At 35.5% G+C, this 20,339-nt stretch carries 20 protein-coding genes; 4 read left to right on the top strand and 16 right to left on the bottom strand.

Annotated elements, in window-relative coordinates:
• Positions 1-22: 22 nt before the first annotated feature.
• The 4 genes from C1631_RS12860 to queG all read right to left on the bottom strand — a co-directional run bounded on the left by C1631_RS12860 (position 23) and on the right by queG (position 3,121).
• A complete protein-coding gene (locus C1631_RS12860; protein ID WP_109712545.1) occupies positions 23-475 on the bottom strand; it encodes an SRPBCC family protein in 453 nt (150 codons plus the stop codon).
• An 11-nt stretch (positions 476-486) separates the two neighbouring features.
• Complete coding sequence (locus C1631_RS12855) at positions 487-1,086, bottom strand: murein L,D-transpeptidase catalytic domain-containing protein (protein ID WP_228441202.1); 600 nt, start codon at positions 1,084-1,086, stop codon at positions 487-489.
• Between the two features lie 53 nt (positions 1,087-1,139).
• The gene (locus C1631_RS12850) at positions 1,140-1,823 is read right to left on the bottom strand and encodes a TIGR02117 family protein (RefSeq protein ID WP_103247710.1); all 684 of its coding nucleotides are present in this window, start codon (positions 1,821-1,823) and stop codon (positions 1,140-1,142) included.
• 359 nt (positions 1,824-2,182) lie between these two features.
• The gene (gene queG, locus C1631_RS12845) at positions 2,183-3,121 is read right to left on the bottom strand and encodes a tRNA epoxyqueuosine(34) reductase QueG (RefSeq protein WP_109712543.1); all 939 of its coding nucleotides are present in this window, start codon (positions 3,119-3,121) and stop codon (positions 2,183-2,185) included.
• A gap of 95 nt (positions 3,122-3,216) precedes the next feature.
• Between queG and C1631_RS12840 the strand changes: the two genes are divergently transcribed.
• From C1631_RS12840 to C1631_RS12830, 3 genes are all read left to right on the top strand, one after another.
• On the top strand, positions 3,217-4,428 hold the full coding sequence (locus tag C1631_RS12840; protein ID WP_109712541.1) for a porin family protein: 1,212 nt from the start codon (positions 3,217-3,219) through the stop codon (positions 4,426-4,428).
• Between the two features lie 77 nt (positions 4,429-4,505).
• Entirely contained in the window at positions 4,506-4,805 is a 300-nt protein-coding gene (locus tag C1631_RS12835) for a rhodanese-like domain-containing protein (protein WP_109712539.1), read from the top strand.
• Positions 4,806-4,832: 27 nt separating this feature from the next.
• The gene (locus C1631_RS12830; protein WP_109712537.1) at positions 4,833-5,450 is read left to right on the top strand and encodes an HD domain-containing protein; all 618 of its coding nucleotides are present in this window, start codon (positions 4,833-4,835) and stop codon (positions 5,448-5,450) included.
• Positions 5,451-5,485: 35 nt separating this feature from the next.
• On the opposite strand, the gene C1631_RS12825 is transcribed toward C1631_RS12830, so the two are convergent.
• The 10 genes from C1631_RS12825 to C1631_RS12780 all read right to left on the bottom strand — a co-directional run bounded on the left by C1631_RS12825 (position 5,486) and on the right by C1631_RS12780 (position 14,423).
• A complete protein-coding gene (locus tag C1631_RS12825; protein ID WP_103247707.1) occupies positions 5,486-6,256 on the bottom strand; it encodes an alpha/beta fold hydrolase in 771 nt (256 codons plus the stop codon).
• Positions 6,257-6,258: 2 nt separating this feature from the next.
• Positions 6,259-7,203 carry an NAD(P)H-dependent flavin oxidoreductase gene (locus tag C1631_RS12820; protein ID WP_109713306.1) on the bottom strand — a complete coding sequence of 315 codons (945 nt, stop codon included), beginning with the start codon at positions 7,201-7,203 and terminating at the stop codon, positions 6,259-6,261.
• 415 nt (positions 7,204-7,618) lie between these two features.
• On the bottom strand, positions 7,619-7,825 hold the full coding sequence (locus C1631_RS24375) for a hypothetical protein (RefSeq protein WP_103247706.1): 207 nt from the start codon (positions 7,823-7,825) through the stop codon (positions 7,619-7,621).
• 83 nt (positions 7,826-7,908) lie between these two features.
• On the bottom strand, positions 7,909-9,276 hold the full coding sequence (locus C1631_RS12810) for a peptidylprolyl isomerase (RefSeq protein ID WP_109712535.1): 1,368 nt from the start codon (positions 9,274-9,276) through the stop codon (positions 7,909-7,911).
• A gap of 87 nt (positions 9,277-9,363) precedes the next feature.
• Positions 9,364-10,287: a PfkB family carbohydrate kinase gene (locus C1631_RS12805; RefSeq protein WP_109712532.1), complete on the bottom strand. Its 924-nt coding sequence runs from the start codon at positions 10,285-10,287 to the stop codon at positions 9,364-9,366.
• Positions 10,288-10,314: 27 nt separating this feature from the next.
• Positions 10,315-10,872 carry a gliding motility lipoprotein GldD gene (gene gldD / locus C1631_RS12800; protein WP_109712530.1) on the bottom strand — a complete coding sequence of 186 codons (558 nt, stop codon included), beginning with the start codon at positions 10,870-10,872 and terminating at the stop codon, positions 10,315-10,317.
• Positions 10,873-10,916: 44 nt separating this feature from the next.
• Positions 10,917-11,951 (bottom strand): A/G-specific adenine glycosylase, encoded by a 1,035-nt coding sequence (gene mutY, locus C1631_RS12795; RefSeq protein WP_103247713.1) that lies wholly within the window; start codon positions 11,949-11,951, stop codon positions 10,917-10,919.
• 98 nt (positions 11,952-12,049) lie between these two features.
• A complete protein-coding gene (locus tag C1631_RS12790; RefSeq protein ID WP_123966673.1) occupies positions 12,050-12,517 on the bottom strand; it encodes a hypothetical protein in 468 nt (155 codons plus the stop codon).
• Positions 12,518-12,594: 77 nt separating this feature from the next.
• Positions 12,595-13,956, bottom strand: a complete 1,362-nt coding sequence (locus C1631_RS12785) for a DUF5458 family protein (protein WP_103247702.1) — start codon at positions 13,954-13,956, stop codon at positions 12,595-12,597.
• Between the two features lie 20 nt (positions 13,957-13,976).
• A complete protein-coding gene (locus C1631_RS12780) occupies positions 13,977-14,423 on the bottom strand; it encodes a type VI secretion system contractile sheath small subunit (protein WP_165828291.1) in 447 nt (148 codons plus the stop codon).
• 356 nt (positions 14,424-14,779) lie between these two features.
• Here C1631_RS12780 and C1631_RS12775 point away from each other — a divergent pair, with 356 nt between their 5' ends.
• Positions 14,780-15,826, top strand: coding sequence for a hypothetical protein (locus C1631_RS12775; RefSeq protein WP_109712529.1), 1,047 nt, complete (start codon positions 14,780-14,782; stop codon positions 15,824-15,826).
• Between the two features lie 65 nt (positions 15,827-15,891).
• On the opposite strand, the gene C1631_RS12770 is transcribed toward C1631_RS12775, so the two are convergent.
• Together C1631_RS12770 and C1631_RS12765 are read right to left on the bottom strand one after the other, a co-directional pair.
• A complete protein-coding gene (locus C1631_RS12770) occupies positions 15,892-17,985 on the bottom strand; it encodes a M13 family metallopeptidase (protein ID WP_103248561.1) in 2,094 nt (697 codons plus the stop codon).
• A 194-nt stretch (positions 17,986-18,179) separates the two neighbouring features.
• On the bottom strand, positions 18,180-20,237 hold the full coding sequence (locus tag C1631_RS12765) for a M13 family metallopeptidase (RefSeq protein ID WP_109712527.1): 2,058 nt from the start codon (positions 20,235-20,237) through the stop codon (positions 18,180-18,182).
• Between the last annotated feature and the right edge of the window lie 102 nt (positions 20,238-20,339).

The following is a 20,339-nucleotide window of genomic DNA, read 5'->3' as shown; positions in this document are numbered from 1 at the left end:
ATTAAAAACCTGAATTGCAAACTTAAAACAACTTACTTAGTATCCTGAACCTGTAATCGAAAATGTATTCCAGTTTCTTTTTAACAAAAAGACTATGGGCAATTTCTCCAAGAAATCCCATTGGAAGTTCATAGTCTATGGTATCTCTCATCAATACCCCATGATCATTGGGAATAAACTCATGATGATGGTTCCATAATTTGTAGGGCCCTTTTTTCTGAAAATCAATAAAACTCTTCTGAAAATCGACATGTGTAATTTCTGTCTGCCATTTCATCTTAATTCCCAATAATGGAGAAACGTAATAATCAATGATCATTCCTTGATAAATTTCATCATCATCCATTTCTGTCAATACAATAAATCCCATATCTTTTGGGGTAATCTCAGAGAGATTATTGGCTGAAGAAAAAAATTTCCAGGCCGTTTCTATATCACAGTTGAGTTGTTGCTCACGAAAAAGGGTATGTTTCATTCTACTTCTTTTTAATTATAAATCCACATCAGAACCGGTTTCTTTGAATTCTGAATCATCGGATCAATTTTCTTCATTGCATTATTTGAAATGGTTGGACACCCCCAGCCTTCCGGCGACCCTTTAGGAAATGTCTCTTCATCACTCATCAGGTTCCAGGAATGAAAAACTATAAATCTTTTTAAAGCATTAGTATTGGTTTCTTCAAGCCCATGCATCAGATATTTCACATTTATTCCCCATTCACTATAGCCCCTTCCCTGTAGTTTATATTTTCCCAGAGACGACAGATGACTTCCATCTTCGTTACTGAATTCCGGACGGTCTTTTGATTCATCTTTACTCCAGGAATTGGATCCACAACCGTGACCTACCAGATATTTTTCAGAAACTGAGTGGGTTTTAAAATCCCAGATAAAAAATCTACTGACTCCTGAATGGAGACTCATGTCAATAAGGATACAAAAATCTGTATTCAAATCTTTTGATGTACAAAATTGCAATGCCTCTTCACCTTTTGTTTTTATTTTGGCCCAATCGGCTTCAGGCTTTTTTTCAATCTTCCTTATAGGATCTTCAGCTATCAGATGGGGCATATTCTTCTCTTTCATGCATGAAAAAGAGATTATAGCAAGTAAAAAGAACAGGTAATTCCTATTCATCTCTATTTATAGTGTCGAAAGATTCCAAAATCAGTAGGTGTCCAAAGGGCGGCTTTCTGCCCTGCGGCTTTCAAAGCATCATTACTCCAGGTATTGCAGGTATACAGAAAACTGTATGTTCCTTTAGCATCATAAAAGGCATCATTATCACCATATACTGCATCTGTGGGGATCAATATAAAGTTTCCGTTCTGATCTCTGTCAAATTTTTTTTCTACAAATTCTACTAATTTTTTGTATTGACTTCTGCTGATCATAATCATTTTACAATCATCGCCTTCTTTCATGCTGTTGTAATAGGTACAATGCATCGCCGAGTCACTGAGCCAAAAAGCTGCTTTAACGGCTGTAGAAAATTTAAGGTCAGCCCAGGTTGGAGTGTCAAGATAAAAACCTTTATCTCCCCAGCCTATTCCGACATAATTATAATCTGTCTTCTTTGATTTTATATTGGCAAAAGGAATTTTCAGGCTCCAGTCCTGCATATCATTTTTTACCGGCATTACAATATCGGTGTGTACTCCATTGGTATAGATATAGATGGGAATTTCTTTCTTTTCACCATCTTCTTTAGCTGCAACCGGAATAATGGGGATCAGTAATCCTAGGATTACATAAATAATCACAATTCCTAAAATAATTCCCAAAACTTTTAAGGTATATATCAGTATGGTTTTCACAGTCATGTTTTTGAATAAAATTTAATCTTTAATTTTTAGTAAAAGTATTTGTTTTAATCGAAAAAATGGCTATATTTAGTTACGAAATGTTCACAAATATGCGTAAAAATACCAAGTCCCAAAAAAGATTTAAAGTAAGAGTAAAAACTGCTCCAAAAAGAATACAAAAAAAACGTTGATTTTCGGTGAGATTTAATCTCCTGAAAGTCAATTTTTCTTTTTAGGAAAGGCTTTTCAAGAAACTTATTCAACTAAATCTTAACCTCCTTAAGACTGAAAACTTAGGGAATGGTCGATCATCAGCTTTAGTTTGGAACTCAGAAAAATTCCGAAGGAGGGATTGTCACCAAAAGTTTAGCCTAAAATCAGTCTGAAGACCTATTTAAAAATTCTATATTTCTCTTCAGACCAGCAAATTTGGTTCTTTTCACTGGTGATTTCCTAAAGATTTCAGAGAAAATTTCCTGAGTAAGTTCTTTCCATTCTCCTTTTTTAAAATTTTTTAATGCTTCATTGGGTGTAAATCTGCTCTGCTTGTGTGGTGCTGAAAAGCGATTCCATGGACAAACATCCTGACAGATATCACAACCGAACATCCAGTCTTCCATTTTATCTTTAAAATGATCAGGAATTTCGTTTTTAAGTTCTATAGTTGCATAAGAAATACATCGGCTTCCATCAATAATTTTTTCTGAAACAATGGCATCTGTAGGACAGGCATCTATACATTTTCTGCAGGTTCCGCAATGATCGGTTGTGGCATGATCAGCAACCAATTCAAGATCACAAATAATTTCGGCTAAAAAATAAAAGGAACCATTCTGTTTGGTAATAAGGTTCGCATTTTTTCCTACCCAACCAATTCCTGATTTTCGGGCCCAGCTTCTTTCGAGAACCGGAGCAGAATCAACAAAAACCCTGAATCCGAATTCACCAATTTCTTCTTGCAATTGGGCAACCATTTCACGAAGAATCTCCTTGATTACTTCATGATAATCTTCTGCATAAGCATATTTTGAGATCTTAAAATTCTCTAAAACAGAAAGCTTTTCCTCTGGAAAATAGTTGTAAGAAAGTGAAATTACAGAACGGGAGCCTTCCACCAGGAGTCTTGGATCAAGCCTTTTATCGAAATGATTTTCCATATATTTCATTTCGCCGTTAAAATTATTTTTGAGCCAATTCTCAAGAGGTCTTGCGTCTTCTTCCAGAAAATCAGCTTTAGAAATGCCACAACTCTGGAACCCAAAACTTTTTGCTTTGGACTTTATCAGTTGGGAATATTTCTCAGCATTTAAATTCATAATTTCACACTGCAAAACTAAGATTATTTTATAAATTTGTCGTCTTTAAATAAGTACATTGAAAAGCAATAACATTTAAAAACTATTAAATAACTATGAAAAAACTTTGTCTTTTAGCAGGATTTCTTGCTGCAGGCATCCATTATGCACAAATCAGATTTGAAAAAGGATATTTCATCAACAATTCCGGCGAGAGAAAGGAAGTTTTGATCAAAAATCTGGATTGGAAAAATAATCCTGTAGATTTTGAATACAGGACAGACAACTCTTCGGAAATTAAAAAGGAGAATATTAATAATGTAAAGGAATTCAGCATTGATGGTAACCGGAAGTATATAAGAGCGACTGTAATGGTTGACCGATCTTCTACCAACCTGAATTCTATGTCGGAAAACAGAGCCCCTGATTTAAAAGAGGAAACCCTGTTTCTTAAATACATCATCGAAGGAAAAGCAGGTCTTCTTTACTACGAAGATGGTAATATCAGAAGGTTTTTTTACAATGCCGAAAAATCTGAGCCTGAACAGCTTATTTACAAAGCGTACTATATTGATCAGGGGAGTGTAGGATACAATGAAGATTATAAAAAACAGATTGCGGAACATCTGAAATGCGGTATTAACAGTGGGCAACTTCAAAATGTGAACTATACCACCAAAGATCTTACAAAGATATTTACTCAATATAATCAGTGTTCCGGAGACCAGATTACTGATTATGCAAAATCTGATACAAAGAAAAATCTTTTCCACCTGAACATAAGACCAGGGGTCAATTTTTCCTCATTTGAAACAACCCATAACTATAGCTATGAGTCAGTGAATACTGATTTTGGGAAAGACACTTCTTTCAGAATCGGGCTGGAATTTGAATATGTTCTTCCATTCAATAAAAATAAATGGGCTCTTTTTGCAGAACCTACTTACCAGTACTATAAAGGCAGTAAGGAAATCACTGAAAATGAGGGCTCTTATTTTGAATATAAATATACTGCTACGACAGACTATAAGTCTATCGAGCTTCCTCTTGGAGTAAGACATTATTTCTTTTTGGATGACCGTTCTAAAATATTTTTAAATGCAGCCTATGTAATTGATTTTAATTTGAGTTCTTCCATAAAATTCGACAGAAACGAGTTGGAAGTTTCGTCAGGAAATAATTTTGTTTTCGGAGCCGGATACAAATACAACGACAAGTTCAGTGCTGAAATCAGGGTGGGAACGTCAAGAACACTGCTTCGCGATTATGTAAGTATAAATTCAGATTATAAAGCTATATCTGTAATTTTAGGATATACTCTATTTTAAATAGTAGATCCGGTAGAGAGTTTTTCATAAAAAATTACGTAATTTCGTTTATAATTTAATGTTTAAAACCAACAACTATGTCTTTAATAGAAGTAATACAATCCGGAAATTATGAATTGATCGACGTTCGCGAGCCAATGGAGCTTGAAATGGACGGGAATATTGAAGGTGCTAAAAACATCCCTCTTGGTGAAGTGGAAGACAGACAAGATGAAATTTTATCTGTTGAAAAACCGGTAATCATTTTCTGCAGAAGCGGAAACAGAAGTGGAAAAGCATTAGAATATCTTAACTCTCAAGGATTAAAAGACGGTTATAACGGTGGCGGCTGGGCTGAGCTGAAAGCTGCTCTTGAAGCAAACAGAGGAACTTTTTAAAAGTTCCTTTTTTTATCTCTATTCGTTATGAGTTTGAAAAATAGATTTGAACAACTCTGTTTACCATTTACAACAGATCAAGACTTAATCAATCGTTTGTGGGCAGAAATTGAGAAAAAATACACTAAAAAAGACAGACGTTATCACACACTTCTTCATCTTGAAAATATGTTTCTGGAGCTTGAATCTGTAAAAGACAAAATTTCAGATTTCGTAGCTATTTCTTTTTCTGTATTTTATCACGATGTCATTTATGACGCAACCTCAAAGTCCAATGAAGAGAAGAGTGCCGAAGTTTCAAAAGTCAGACTTACTGAACTTGGCTTAGATAAAGATCGGATTAATATCATTTTCAATCAGATCATAGCGACCAAAGCTCATGAAATGTCTGAAGATGCTGATACCAATTTTCTTTTGGATGCAGACCTTTCTGTCCTTGGAAAAGATTTTGAAACGTATTCAGAATACACCCAAATGATCAGGAAAGAATATTCCATCTATCCGGATATTCTTTACAAACCGGGAAGAAAAAGGGTCCTTAAACATTTTCTGGAACTTACAAGTATTTTTAAAACTGACTATTTTAAGGAAAAATACGAATCTCAGGCAAGAAAGAATATTGAAGCTGAAATACAGCTTTTATAATTGAAAAGACTGCCAAAAGACAGTCTTTTTTTATTTCAAATGTACTCTTCGATAAATTGAGTGACTCTGCCCAGTACCAGTTCGGGAGATTCTTTATGAGGGGTATGTCCTATTCCGGGAATAATGAATTTTTCAACATGACCACTTACCTGAGACACAGTTTTCTCAACCTGACCTAAAGTACCATATTCATCTGCTTCTCCCTGAATGAATAGCAAAGGACAAACAATATCTTTTAGAAGATATTCAATATTCCAGTTGCGGTAATCATCTCGGGTCCAGGTTTCTGTCCATGCTTTGAATAAGGTATCAACTTTATCACCGTGATATTTTTGTAACCTTTCTGCAAGATTGGTTGTTTGATAAGCTTCTACTGCTTCATGGATACCTTTCAGTGTTACCTCTTCCACAAAGATATGTCCGGCTTCACAAATAACAGCTTTTACTTTTTCCGGATATTTTGCTGCCATAATCAATGCAATAGTCCCACCATCGCTATGCCCAAATAGGATAGCATTATTAATATTAAGTTTATGTAAGAGATCGTTCAGCAGATCAGCCTCCAACTCCATATAATTAACAGGTCTTTCATGAGTAACCATTGGAGCTGATTTTCCATATCCCAGACGGTCATAGACCAGAACATTACATCCTGTAGCCTCACACAGCTTAGCAGGAAAATCTCTCCAGAGTTGCACCGAGCCTAATGAATCGTGCAAAAAAATAATGGCAGGTCTTTTCTCATCTGAATTAAAATATTCTAGATAAAGTTTATGCCCTTTTACATCAATTATCTGTCCTTTCATTCTTAAAAAGCCGGCATTTTTACTTCTTCAAATTCTTTTAAAAGATGATTGAAAACAATTTCGACAGGAAGAACTTCATCTATTAAAGCAGATACCTGACCAATTTCAAGCTCACCATCTTCCATATCACCTTCAAACATTCCACGTTTGGCTCTTGCTCTGCCCAGAGATGCCACTAATGCTTCTTTATTTCTTCCGATTTGATAGATATCTTCCAATTCGCTGAAGAATTTATTTTTAACCATTCTTACAGGCGCCAGTTCTTTTAATGTAAGATGGGTATCCCCTTCCTGCAATTCCGTGATTTTCTTTTTCCAGTTTTCATGAGCGCTGGCTTCTGTAGTAGCAGCAAACCGGGAACCGATCTGTACTCCGTCAGCACCTAATATCATCGCTGCTTTTATTTGAGAGCCCAGAGCAATCCCTCCCGCTGCGATCAGAGGTTTAGAAATATGCTTTTTCACATTAGGAATAAGGCAAAATGTCGTGGTTTCATCTCTTCCGTTGTGCCCTCCGGCTTCAAAACCTTCTGCCACAATAGCATCTACTCCTGCATCTTCACATTTTACAGCAAATTTAGTAGAGGAAACAACATGAGCAACCTTTATCCCTTCTTTCTGCAAGGTTTCAGTATAGGTTTTCGGATTTCCTGCTGAAGTAAATACAATTTTAACTCCTTCTTCCAGAATAATCTGAATGATTTCCTCAATATTAGGATACAGCATGGGAACATTCACCCCAAAAGGCTTATCAGTGGCTTGTTTGCACTTTTGGATGTTTTCTCTAAGGATATCAGGATACATACTTCCTGCGCCTATTAATCCTAATCCACCACAGTTGGAAACCGCTGATGCCAGTCTCCATCCGGAATGCCAGATCATCCCTGCTTGGATAATCGGATATTTGATATTAAAAAGTTCTGAAATTCTATTTTGGCTGGCCTGCATATCATGTAATTTTTTTGCCGAGTTGAAATCTATAAAATTGCTCATACTGTAAAAATACTAAAAGGAAATATCCTGAACATGGGAACTTTGATAATTTTTTGAATAATTTCAGTTAAAATACTACACAGATTTATAATATTCTAAAGTAGAATCGATGATAGGACTCGCTGAGATAAAATTGCTGGCCAACTCAATTATATCACTTTGGATGGTTTCAATATTCAATGGAATCCAACCTTGCATTAAAGTTTGAGGACCAAAATTCACACTTATATTTTGCCATTCATAGAGATCTTCAACAAATTTACTTCTGAATTCTTCAGCAAAATCTCTGCTTGAAATTTTAAAACCTTTCAGTTCACGGAGTTTTAAAGCATGAATATTATAGTATAATTTTCCTTCTTTAATAGTTTTATCATTTATCCAAATCGAAAAAAAAAATTTTACTTTTTGAGTTTAAAGGAGATTCAAAATCATTTGTCCATTCAGGTTTATAAATTTTCAACGCAACAGAATCTAAAACCTCTTCAACAGATAGTTTGAAACAAAGCTGATCAAATTGTATAAAAAAAACATCTTCTATTGCTTCTTCAAAATTTTTCCTGTAAAAATTATAATCCATTATTTAGCGTTTGCATCAAAAATAAGAAGTTTTCAGAAATTTCAAGCATAAAAAAACCTTCAGAAATTCTGAAGGTTTTGATATTATTTTTTGATGGCGTCTTTCTTCCAGTTGGCTTTGAAATTACAATTATCATAGCGTCCGTCAATTGAAATGAAAGTTGTCGGTAACTTGGAATTGACAAACTTTTCAACCATTTCATTTTTCTTCTTATTGAGGGCCATTTGTTTGATTCTGCTGAAATCTGTTTCAAGAGTAATCTGGTGAGAAGGAATAACATCTTCTAATTTTATGATCTTTACCACTTTTCTTCTGTTTTCTTCTTCATCAAAAGCAGTTGTGATATCTCCTTTATTCAACCCGGCTAATTCGTAGCTGATCGTTCCCGGAATACTTTCTCTTTCGATTTTATCTGAACCGTCTGCACCTGGAATTACCCCTGCATTAAATTTGGTTCTTTTATCATCCGAAAACTTGAATGCAGCATCTTTGAATGTTATTTTACCATCTAAAATCAGACCTCTGATACTGTCTAATTTTGCTTTGGCTGTTTTCATTTCCTCATCTGTAGGAGTCGCTTTCAACAAGATATGTCTTGCATCATATACTTTACCTGATCTTTTAATCAATTGAATAATGTGATAACCGAATTCAGATTCTATAGGATCAGAAATTTCATTTTCCTGAAGGTTCAATGCTGCGGCCTCGAATGGCTTTACCATCTGTCCTTTATTGATGTTCTTATATAATCCTCCGTTAGATGCAGAACCTTCATCTTCAGAATAAATTCTAGCCTGGCTTTCAAAGGTTTCACCTCCTGCAATATCCTGCTTGATCTTCTTCAGCCTATTGATAAGGTCTTGTTTATGAGCTTCCGTTAATTTGGGATACATCATAATCTGAGCCAAAGTAACTTCGTCTTTTACCTGTGGCAACTGTGTTTTATACATATTGAAAAAATCAGTTACCTCATTAGGCGTTACATCTGCTTTATCAGTAACTCTTTGGTATTTTGCCTGTCCGTAATATTGATCCGTATCGATTTTTTCGATGGCGTTCTTCATTTCGTAAGCATTTCTGAACTTATAAGCAGCTAATAATGTTTTTTCATCAGGAAATTGACCAAGTAACTGACGGTATTTCTGATTAGCCTGTTCTTTGATAGCGGCAGAACGGTTTTCAATCAATGTATCTTTTTTCGCTTCGTATACAAGAAGCTTATTACTGATCAGGTTTTCAAGGAACTCACACTTATCGGTGTTTGAAGCTCCCTGCTGCTTTCCATAATTCATCTGTTCAGTTACATCAGATTCCAAAACAATTTCGTTCCCGATAACAGCAGCAATACCATCCACTAAATCTCCTGGTTTTAGCTGGGCATTCATCATATTTGAAGAGAATATCATCATGAAAATCCCAAGGAGAAAAGTGATTTTTAGTCTATTTGTCATTTTACTATTTTAAACAAGTTGCAAATTTAGAATTCTTAACGAATTTTACTCAATTTTTTATTATAAATATTTCTTAAAAAGACTTATTTACTGCAGTTCGATATCAAATGTCGTCAATTCTTTAAATTGTCTTAATCTGCTGAACATATCTGATTCGTTTACTTCTTCAATTCTTTGAGTTCCGAATTTTTCTACCGTGAAAGAGGCCATTGCAGATCCTACAATCAGAGCAGATTTCATGGTATCAAAATCAATTTTACCTTTTTTAGCAAGATAGGCTGCGAAACCTCCTGCAAAAGTGTCTCCTGCACCGGTCGGATCAAAAACATCTTCTAAAGGAAGTGCCGGAATAGCAAATACTTTACCATCGTGGAAAAGCAAAGCTCCGTGTTCTCCTTTTTTGATGATCACAAATTCAGGTCCCATGGTGTGGATTTTCTTAGCAGCTTTTACCAGAGAATATTCTCCTGAAAGTTGTCTTGCTTCTTCATCATTGATAGTAATTACATCAGTTTTAGCAATCATATCCATCAAAATATCCCATGCACAATCCATCCAGAAGTTCATCGTATCAAGGATCACCAGTTTAGGACGTTTGTTCATTTTTTCCAATACGGATAACTGAACTCCGGGGTGTAGGTTACCAAGTAATAAAATTTCAGCATCCTGCATTGAATCCGGGATTTTAGGATCAAAGTTCTCCAATACGTTTACTTCTGTCGCCAACGTATCTCTGGTATTCAAATCATTATGATATCTTCCGGACCAGAAGAAAGTTTTCCCTTCTTTTACAATTTCAATTCCTTCGATATTTACTTCTCTGTTTGTGAACATATCAAGATGTTCCTGTGGAAAGTCTCCTCCAACTACAGAAACAATACCGGATTTAACGCCTAAAATAGATGAAGTGATTCCAATATAAGTGGCAGCTCCGCCTAAAATTTTATCCGTTTTACCAAATGGTGTTTCAATTGCATCAAATGCAACACTTCCTACAACTAAAAGTTTCATATATTTTTCAATGTATATTAAAAGTAATTATTTTTTCCATTCAAAAGAATCCAGCAGGTGCTTCATATCATTTTTGATATAGTTCACAGCAGGGGCCAGAGAGTCCGGTTTCGGTCTCGTATTAAAGTATAAATAAGCAGTTACGAAATGTTTCGTACTGTCTGTAATGTAAAACTGAAGATTAGAAGCACTCTGTCCTTTCAACTCATAAAAATTCCCATACACCTTTTTTTCGGGGTATTCAAAAGACTTTGTATCTATAGAACTGGCCTTAATAGTATGCTCATATACCATTTTTTCGGCTTCTTTAATGTGTTCTGCAAAGTCATTCTGTATCGGATAATAAGTAACAAAAACTTTAGCTTTCATTTGAGGATAATTCAAATAATACCAACAAGGTTTTTTGGCTGCTGTTATAGTAGCAAAATCTGAATATTCGAAAGTATAGGCACAGTTGTTTTCAAACTTTTGGTATCTTGGTGCTGGATATTCTAAACGCAATTCTCCGTAAGGTTTCGGGACAGAATCTTTTCCACAAGAAATTAAAAGTAGCGATACAAAAATAAAAATGACCTTTTTTATCATTTTGCAAAAGTACAAATTAGATTTTAGATTTCGGAAGACAAATTTCAGTCTTTCAGAGAGTTTTGGATGTAATTTTCCAGAGGCTTTGGAAACGATTTTTCATGAGAGCCTTCAACATCAGTAATGAGGTACTGATTTTCAGCAATAAAATCATTCCATAGTATTTCTGAACTCACCTCAACATTAAAAATTTCAACGCTTAAGTTCTTGTGGGTCAGTTTATGGTTAATGGTCCTTGAACTGGTAATAAAAGATTCCATTTCAACAGGAATAGCAGTTGGAAATTCAAATAATTTTTTCCAGATAAAATCATCTTTTCTCTGACGGATCAAAAATTTTCCGTTTTTGTGCACAAAGTAATAAGTTAAGGCAAGGTTTTCTGCCTTTACTTTTTTTGTTTTTACAGGATATTCTGAAACTTTCTGCATGGAAAAAGCCAGACAATCATCGTTAACCGGGCATTCACCACATAAAGGATTTTTGGGTTTACATATTTCAGAGCCAATGTCCATCATCGCCTGGTTAAAATCTCCCACATTATCGGGTATCACTAATGTTGCCAGTTCTGAAAAGTAGGTAAAAGCTCTGGAGTTTGAAATATCAAAATTATCAGCAAAAAGGCGGCTCAGAACACGGTAAAAGTTACCGTCAACAGCCGGCATTTTTCCTCCAAAGCAAATGCTTGACACGGCAGCAGCAGTGTATTTACCCACACCTTTCAATTTCAGAATTTCTTCATACTGTGCAGGAAAAACACCCTGATAATCGTTCATAATCTGCTGAGCAGCGATATGAATATTAATTGCTCTGGAGTAATAGCCCAGACCTTTCCAATAGAGTAAAACTTCGTTTTCTTCAGCTTCAGCCAAAGTTTTCACATCTGGAAATCTTTTAATAAAATTATTATAATGATTTAATCCCTGAGCAATCCTTGTCTGTTGAAAAACAATTTCACAGATCCAGATTTTATAAGGATCTTTTGTCTGTCTGAAAGGCAGATCCCTTGCATTATTTTTATACCAATCCAGTATTTTATTACCTACATGTAGAAAGTCTGAATTTGTGTTATCCTTCTCCAAAAAATTTTTGTTTAGCTTTTTATGATATGCTTCTTCCCGCACGAATAATATTTATAATTTCACTATATCATGCTGAGTAGGATTTGCAAAGATAAAATTTATTTATCAGCTTTCACAGAATATACAGGTGCTGCTTTTAACCACTGATATTTAAGATTCTTATCCTTGGCAATAAAACGATACCCCTTTAATTGTTTGAGGTAAACATATATTGAATCATCACCATGGCCTTTTAATTTCAATCTTTGAAGAGACAAAAATTGCATAGGAAAGTCCACTGTAGAGTCTCTTACTGTTTTTAATACTTTACCGGAGTTTACTTTATAGATAAAAAAGCTTCTTCCCCGCCCTTTCGAACTGTCGGTCAATTTCACTCCCGATCCGGCTATAACGAGCTCGCTTCCATCAAAACATTCTTCCCGGTTCATGATATAGGCTTTTCCTTCTTGTCGTTCATCAGCAAAAAGATCTTCTTCGTAATGGCCGGGACTTTGGTATTTTTTTTCACAACTCATCAAAAAAGCCATTAGTAAAACCGGCAATCCAATGAAAAGTTTTTTGTTCATTTTAATATTCATAGGTGTATTGGTAGAAAAAAACCGATGTAAAATTGCATCGGTTTTTTTATTAAAAGTAGTTTTTTTTATTCCTGAGCATACTCGGCATCCCATTCATTACCATCATCTCCCTTGTGTCCGTCTAGTTTAATAACAAAACTTTTTGTTGGGAAATAAGGAGTCATACGGATATCAAGCCATACTCGATCTTTATTTACTCTATCCTGCTCAAAACGAACAATCTTAAATTTCTCAATCAGTTTATCCGGGCCTTTGATATTATCCAGGAATGTTACGATTTGTCTTCTCAGATCGTCTTCGTTTTTAGCATTCCAGTTTTCGAAAGCTCTTCTGTTCAGGAAGTCCAATAATACTTTAGTCACATAGTCGAATACACGAACTACGGAATATGTCTGAAGACCAATATTGTCACCGGTAAATAATGTTTTCGCAGAGAAAGCCATAATTTTTCCGTATTCATTTACCATTGGAACAAGACCCATTTTTTCTAACTGAGAAATTTCACTTTTCTTCAATTCGAATTTAACAGCATCTACTTCATTGATATTACCATGTTTTTTACCGGCAGCTACCTGAGACATCAATGTTTTATGGATTTTTCCTGCTAATGAAGTGGAAGGAGGAAGTTCTACGTTTTCTTCTTCCCCAACTTCTTCAGCTTTTCCTCTTCCCACCAGCCAGTTACAAGTCATAATCACATTACTTCTGTGAAGTTCACCTCCTGTAAGGTTTGCTGAGTGGAATAAGTCTACCACGTCATCCGGTTTATCAAGGTTTGCGAAGTCAGTAACCATCATTACTTTATTCTCGTTACAGATCTTTGCCCATTTCTCGATTACTTTATTAGATCCTAAATATCCAGGGATCGCAAGGATTGAATAGTTATCTCTAAGGTCCAAACGATCGTAATAATTTTTAAATTCCTCAGAAATGGCATCGATAAATAAAGGATTATCTAAATCTGAAACCTGATCCAGACTTGCATTCACAATACTTACATTATCCACTTTATCCAATTCTGTATTTTTATAGAATTGGGCTACAGTTCTGTAGTTGGTTTCCAACATACGAACGGCATCCAGTGTATTTTTCAAGTTTGTTTTAAGATTCTGATCAGCTTGTTGTGCTTTGGTTTTGCACGTATCAGCCATTTTATCTGCTGGTTCATTCCCTTCTAAAAGGCTTACCCAAAGATTGATCTTCTGAAGAAGTTCTTTTCTTTCGTCTGATTTATTACCATCGTTCAGGAAGATTTCTTTTCTTGCCTTTCTTGTTGGGTTCATATTGGCAATACCGTCTACGACGGATTCAACAAAGCCAAATCCTCCCATTTTATTGAGCTCTGCAAGCGGGTTGCCTTTCGGTTGCCCTGAATGTTGCTGCTGCCCCTGCTGCTGGCTTTCTTGTGCCTGTAATTTGCTATCCATGATTTGATTTAAGTCTTTAATTATTTTTCAAGTTCTTGTGCCACTTCTTTCAATACTTCTATGAACGCAGCTCTTGTCTGATCGTTTTCCAGCATATTGCGTAGAATTTTATTGGTTTTCAGCTGGCGTACAATTTTGTTGTACTGCTCCTGTTCCATACTCAATTGCTGAAGGTAATCTGATTTTTGAGTAAGGCTTTTAGGAGTAAAGTCTCCAAGATTTTGAAAACGGAATTCCTCTTCAACCAGGCTTCCATCTTCAGTTTCGTGCTGTACTGCTATAGAAGGTTGAAAGTGTTTGAAAACGTCTTCCACTGTTTTTAATCCTGTCACAATTTCAGGAGTGTACGATTCTTCTGTTGTAAGTTGGCTTACTATCAGTGATTTATTTTCTTGTATTTCCTGAATTGCTTCATTAGCGTCTACTTTTACCTCGTTTCCGCCAACACCATAATTAAACATTGCCATATTATTATTATTTTGAGATTTCTTATTCTGGTTAATATCTGTTTTTGAATAATTTACAAACGAATGAAATAAATTACCAATCCAGCGTTTAAATTTAAAAAAAAACTATAACATACAAAATTTTGTCAAGAATTTTTCTTCGGTTGCTTAGATTCACCTGTAATTATTCATCATAAAATCACTCACTTACGATATCACTAAGCTATGAAAAAATAAATAAAATAAATCATAAAAAAATAAAATACAATTTTTGAATGCTTTACTCTTATAGAGAAACACCAAACGAATGTTAAAATACGATTTCCTCCGACGTCAAGAAAAAATATTCTTTATATTTAAACAAAGTAAAGAGGGTCATGAAAGATGTAAAAATAGCGTTTAGAAAGCCAATATTCCCGGTTTCAGAAGCATTACAGCAATATCTGGAAAAATATAACAGAACAACCGAGATTCGGTTTTTGTATGAAGACCTCTTAAGGTTTAGCGACAGTGTGAATATTCTTGATAAGGATGGTAAAGATACTTTGTGGCTTGGAGTAATGTATCCTGAATATGAATTTAAAGAAATTGAGGCTAATTTAAATAAAATTTACACCCTTCTTCATTCCGATGGAGATACCGCTACTTTACCCTATCTGAAAGTAGACACAATCGATTTTTGCACCTTTGGAAACTCTAAACCTTTCCGGGTTCGGGTCAGAAATATTCTGAACGATAATTATACTAATTTTTACATCAAACAGGCGGATGCTTCCCGAATATATGGACTGGAGCTTGAAGATCTGCTTTCTCCCAACCGGATTAACTTTCTGATTTACAAAAACACGTTGATCGAAGAACATATTCTAGGAATTCCGGGAGATGTTTTTATTCAGAAACACCTCTTCAACTGTACAGATTTGGAAAAAGCACAGATTTCCAAGGAATTCGTAAAATTCAATGAGCGTTGCCTCATTGGCCTCCTGGGTGATATGCGTTCTTATAATTATGTGGTTATTCCCATACACGATTTCGACCAGGTTATCTACAGAATTCGTCCTATCGATTTTGATCAGCAAACTTATGAAGGGAATTTGAAGGTTTATCTTCCCCAATATTTCAAGGAAAACAATCAAATGGTAAAAATGGTCATGGAGAAACTGAAGCCCAGTTCTATTGAACAGTACCGTAAGGAAGTACGTTCGCAAATTGTAAAAAGAGTGACCAGCAGCAAAAACAGGTTTGATGAGCTTATTTCTATCATGAAAACAGACAATATCGCACCGGAAGCTCATGTTACAGAACTAAAGACAGCGTTACAAAAACTCACCTACGATGTTAATTTCAAGTATTGTAAAACTATGGGTGATATTATACAAACCGGAATAAATTTCGTTCTCAGGAACTATAAAAAAGCCTATTAAAAAAAGAATCCATCTCAACTAAAAGTGAGATGGATTCTTTCTTTTCTAACAATTTTTTGGCAAAACTACCAAATTTTTATTCTGTCCTCAGGAGCTTTATACATTTTATCCCCAGGTTTGATATCAAATGCTTTGATGAACGAATCCTGATTCACCAATGGTCCGAATGCTCTGTACATTCCCGGTGAGTGTGGATCGGTCTTTACCTGGTTGATCATATATTGATCTGTCGCTTTAGTTCTCCAAACAGTAGCCCAGCTCATAAAGAATCTCTGATCCTGAGTGAATCCACTGATTTTTCCCGGATTACCTTTATCTTTCAGGTACATTTGAAGAGCATCATAAGCTACTGCCACTCCACCAAGGTCACCAATGTTCTCACCACTTGTAAATTTACCGTTTACAAAACTTCCTTTTACAGGCTCATATGCGCTGTATTGCGCGGCAAGCTGTCCTACTTTGGCGTCAAAGTTTTTACGATCACCATCTGTCCACCAGTTATTAAGGTTTCCATCACCATCAAAACGCGAACCGCTATCATCAAATCCGTGAGAAATCTCATGACCGATTACGGCGCCAATACCTCCGAAATTTACTGCCGCATCAGCGTTAGGATTATAGAAAGGAGGCTGAAGAATCGCCGCAGGGAATACGATTTCGTTATTAGATCCGCTATAGTAAGCATTTACCGTTTGCGGGGACATTCCCCATTCCGTTTTATCAACCGGCTTACCTACTTTATCCAGACTTCTCTGATATTGCCATGCTGAAACATTCTGAAGGTTTGAATATAAAGTTGCTCCCTGTTTTGGAGATTCTACCTTTAATTGGCTATAATCCTTCCATTTATCAGGATAAGCAATTTTTACGGTAAACTTGGATAACTTTTCCTGAGCTTTTATTTTTGTATCAGGAGACATCCAGTCGATACTTGCGATATGACTTTTAAATGATTTTAAAAGGTAATCAATATAAGTTTCCATCTGCTGTTTTGCTTCAGGAGTAAAATATTTTTCAACATACAATTTTCCGAAAGCTTCACCAAGAACACCATTCACAAGAGTTAAGCCTCTTTTGTTCATCGGACGTTGTTCTTTCTGACCCTGTAAATATTTTGCGTAAAAATCAAATCTGATTTGTTCCAGACTGTCATCAAGGTTGCTTGCATTACCATTGATTAAATGATATTTCAAATAATCTTTTAATAGAGGAAGGTTCTTCTGCGTTATAAACTGATCCATATTCTGGTAGTACTTCAACTCCCCTATGATCACTCTGTCAGTATTTACTCCGGCTTCTTTCAGATATTTGGCAAGCTCAACATTTTTAACCAGTCCTGATAATTCTGATACGTTTTTCGGATTGTATCTTAAATTAGCATCTCTGTTCTGTTCAAGGGTCAATAAGTAATTGGCCAGTTGCTTTTCAAAATCCACTACATTTTGTGCTGCCTGAATTGAATTTTTATATCCTAAGACCCCGAATAGCTTCCCAACATAGGTCTGATACTCTGCTAAAGTCTTCGTATTAGCCTCATTCACTTTCTGGTAATAATCTCTTCCTAAACCAAGATCAGGACCACCAAGATAAACAGCATTCATTTTAGAATTCTTCATATCAGCGCCTACTCTCCATCCATAGAAAGAGTTATCGCCCAATCTTGTTGCTTCTAAAAGATAGTTCTGAAGATCACTTAGATTTTTAATGGCATCAATTTTTGCAAGATCTCCTTTAATGGGAGCAAGACCTTCTGCATTTCTTTTCGCAGTATCCATGAAAGAAGCGTATAAATTCTGGATCTTCTGTCCTTCAGAACCTGCTGAATAAGACTCAGTAAGAATTTTATTTAATATATCTAATGAAGCATCATCCACATTCTCTCTCAATGCATTGAAAGATCCCCAATTTGCCTTATCGGAAGGAATCTGAGTGGTTTTTACCCAATTCCCATTCACATAGCTAAAAAAATCATCCTGTGGGCGGACATTGGTATCCATATATGATAAATTGATCCCTTCTTCCTTCACTTCTTTCTTTACCGGTTCTACAGCAGATGTAGCATCAGTTTTTGTCTCTGTCCCTGTAGTTTTTGTAGCACCACACGAAGTAAGAAATACAATACCCGAAAGGGCAAGTACTCCAATATTTAGCTTTTTCATTAAAGATAATTTTTGATTTTACACAAACGTATCAAATATACAAACTTTAATGATAATTGAGAAATAATAGAAAGTTGAAAATTGAAAGTTGAAAATAATGACTGTTCCGAATAAGAATTTTCATTTAAAGTTTAAACTTTAAAGTTGATGGGAAGAATCAAAAAAACCGCTCGTTGCTGAGCGGTTTATATTTTTTACCAGATTTTGATTCTGTCTTCCGGAGCTTTGTATAATTTGTCTCCTTTTTTAACATCGAAAGCTTTGTAGAAAGCATCTACGTTAATTAATGGACCGAAGCTTCTGAAATATCCCGGAGAATGCGGGTCAGTTTTCACCTGATTCACCATATATTTTTCACTTGATAAAGTTCTCCAAACGGTTGCCCAGCTTAGGAAGAATCTTTGATCCTGAGTAAAACCACTGATTTTTCCAGGATTTCCTTTATCTTTTAAATACATCTGTAGGGCATCGTAAGCAATGTTTACTCCTCCTAGGTCAGCAATATTTTCACCATTTGTGAAAGTACCGTTTACAAAAGTTCCTTTTACAGGCTCATATTTGTCATACTGGGAAGCCAAAGCTTTGGTAGCCTTTTCAAAATTAGCTTTATCTTCAGGAGTCCACCAGTCTACAAGGTTACCTTCAGCATCAAACTGAGCTCCTGAATCATCAAACCCATGGCTCATTTCGTGACCGATAACCGCGCCAATTCCACCAAAGTTCACCGCTGCATCCGCTTGTGGATTGAAGAACGGTGGCTGAAGGATCGCTGCCGGGAATACGATTTCGTTAAATACCGGATTGTAATAAGCATTTACTGTCTGCGGAGTCATTCCCCATTCTGTTTTATCAACCGGCTTTCCTACTTTAGCCAGATCTTTGTTATACTGCCACTCAGCAACATTCTGAAGGTTTTGATATAAAGTACCACCTTTCGCTTCAGGAGTGATCTGTAATTTTGAATAATCTTTCCATTTGTCCGGATAAGCCACTTTCACCGTGAACTTATTCAGCTTATTCATCGCTTTTTCCTTAGTTGTAGAAGACATCCATGCAAGGTTGTTGATATGAACAGCGAAACTTTTCTTTAAATAATCAATCAATTCTACCATCTGAGCCTTAGCTTCTGCAGGGAAATATTTCTCAACATATAATTTTCCGAAAGCTTCTCCAAGGTTTCTGTTAATCAACTCAAATCCTCTCTTATTTAATGCTCTTTGTTCCTGCTGACCTCTTAAATATTTACCGAAAAATGCAAACTTCATGTCTCCTAATTTCTCACTTAAATAAGAAGCACTTCCGTTAATCATGTGAAATTTCAGATAATCCTTGATTACAGGAAGGTTCTGAGCATTGACCAATTTATCGAAGTTCTTATAGTACCCTAACTCTCCGATGATAATTTTATTGGTATTGACTCCTACTTTTTTAAGATAAGCAGGAAGGTCAACTCCTTTTACCAGTGCTGAAAGCTCAGTCATTGTCTGAGGGTTGTACTGTAAGGTATTGTCACGACTTTGTTCGTTAGTAAGATACGTCTTTGCAATGCTTTTTTCATAATCAACAATTCCTTTTGCTGCTGCCTCTGCATTTTTATATCCTAATTCAGTTAACATGGAAGCTACATATTTCTGATATTCAGCAATAGCTTCTGTATTTTTGTCATTGACTTTCTGATAATAATCTCTCCCTAATCCAAGAGAAGCCTCTCCCAGATAAACGGCATTCATATTAGAATCCTTCAAATCTGCATATACACCCCATCCATAGAAATTATTTTCTCCTTCTTTGGTTACTGATGCAAGATAGGTTTGAAGATCAGCCATATTTTTGATGGCATCAATTTTAGTCAGGTTTTCCTGGATAGGCTTGATTCCATCAGCATTTCTCTTCTGCATGTTCATGTAAGAAGCATACAAATCCTGAATTTTTTTACCTTCACTTCCGTCAGTAAATTTATCTTTCAGAAGAGAATTCAGGATGGTCATGGAATTGTTATCCGTATCCTCAGCTAATTTGTTGAAACTTCCCCACGTTGGTTTATCAGATGGAATTTTGGCAGTTTTCATCCATGTTCCACTCACATAGTTATAAAAATCATCCTGTGGACGAACAGAAGTGTCCATCAGACTAAGGTCTAAGCCTTTATCCGTAGTATTCACAGCTACTTTCGCAGCTTTAGCTTGTGCACTCATCGTATTTTGAGAGCAAATCCCTGCTATTAGAAACAAAGAAAGCGTTATTTTTTTCATTTTGATAACAATTTATACAATAGGTATAATTTATTTTCTCTTTGTTACTTTTTTGTGAAAGAAATTTAAACATTATATAACATGGTTTATAAAAATCTATGT

It is taken from the genome of Chryseobacterium phosphatilyticum, from assembly GCF_002899825.2.
Taxonomy (GTDB): Bacteria; Bacteroidota; Bacteroidia; order Flavobacteriales; family Weeksellaceae; genus Chryseobacterium; species Chryseobacterium phosphatilyticum.
This window is presented reverse-complemented; position numbering and strand designations above follow the sequence as displayed.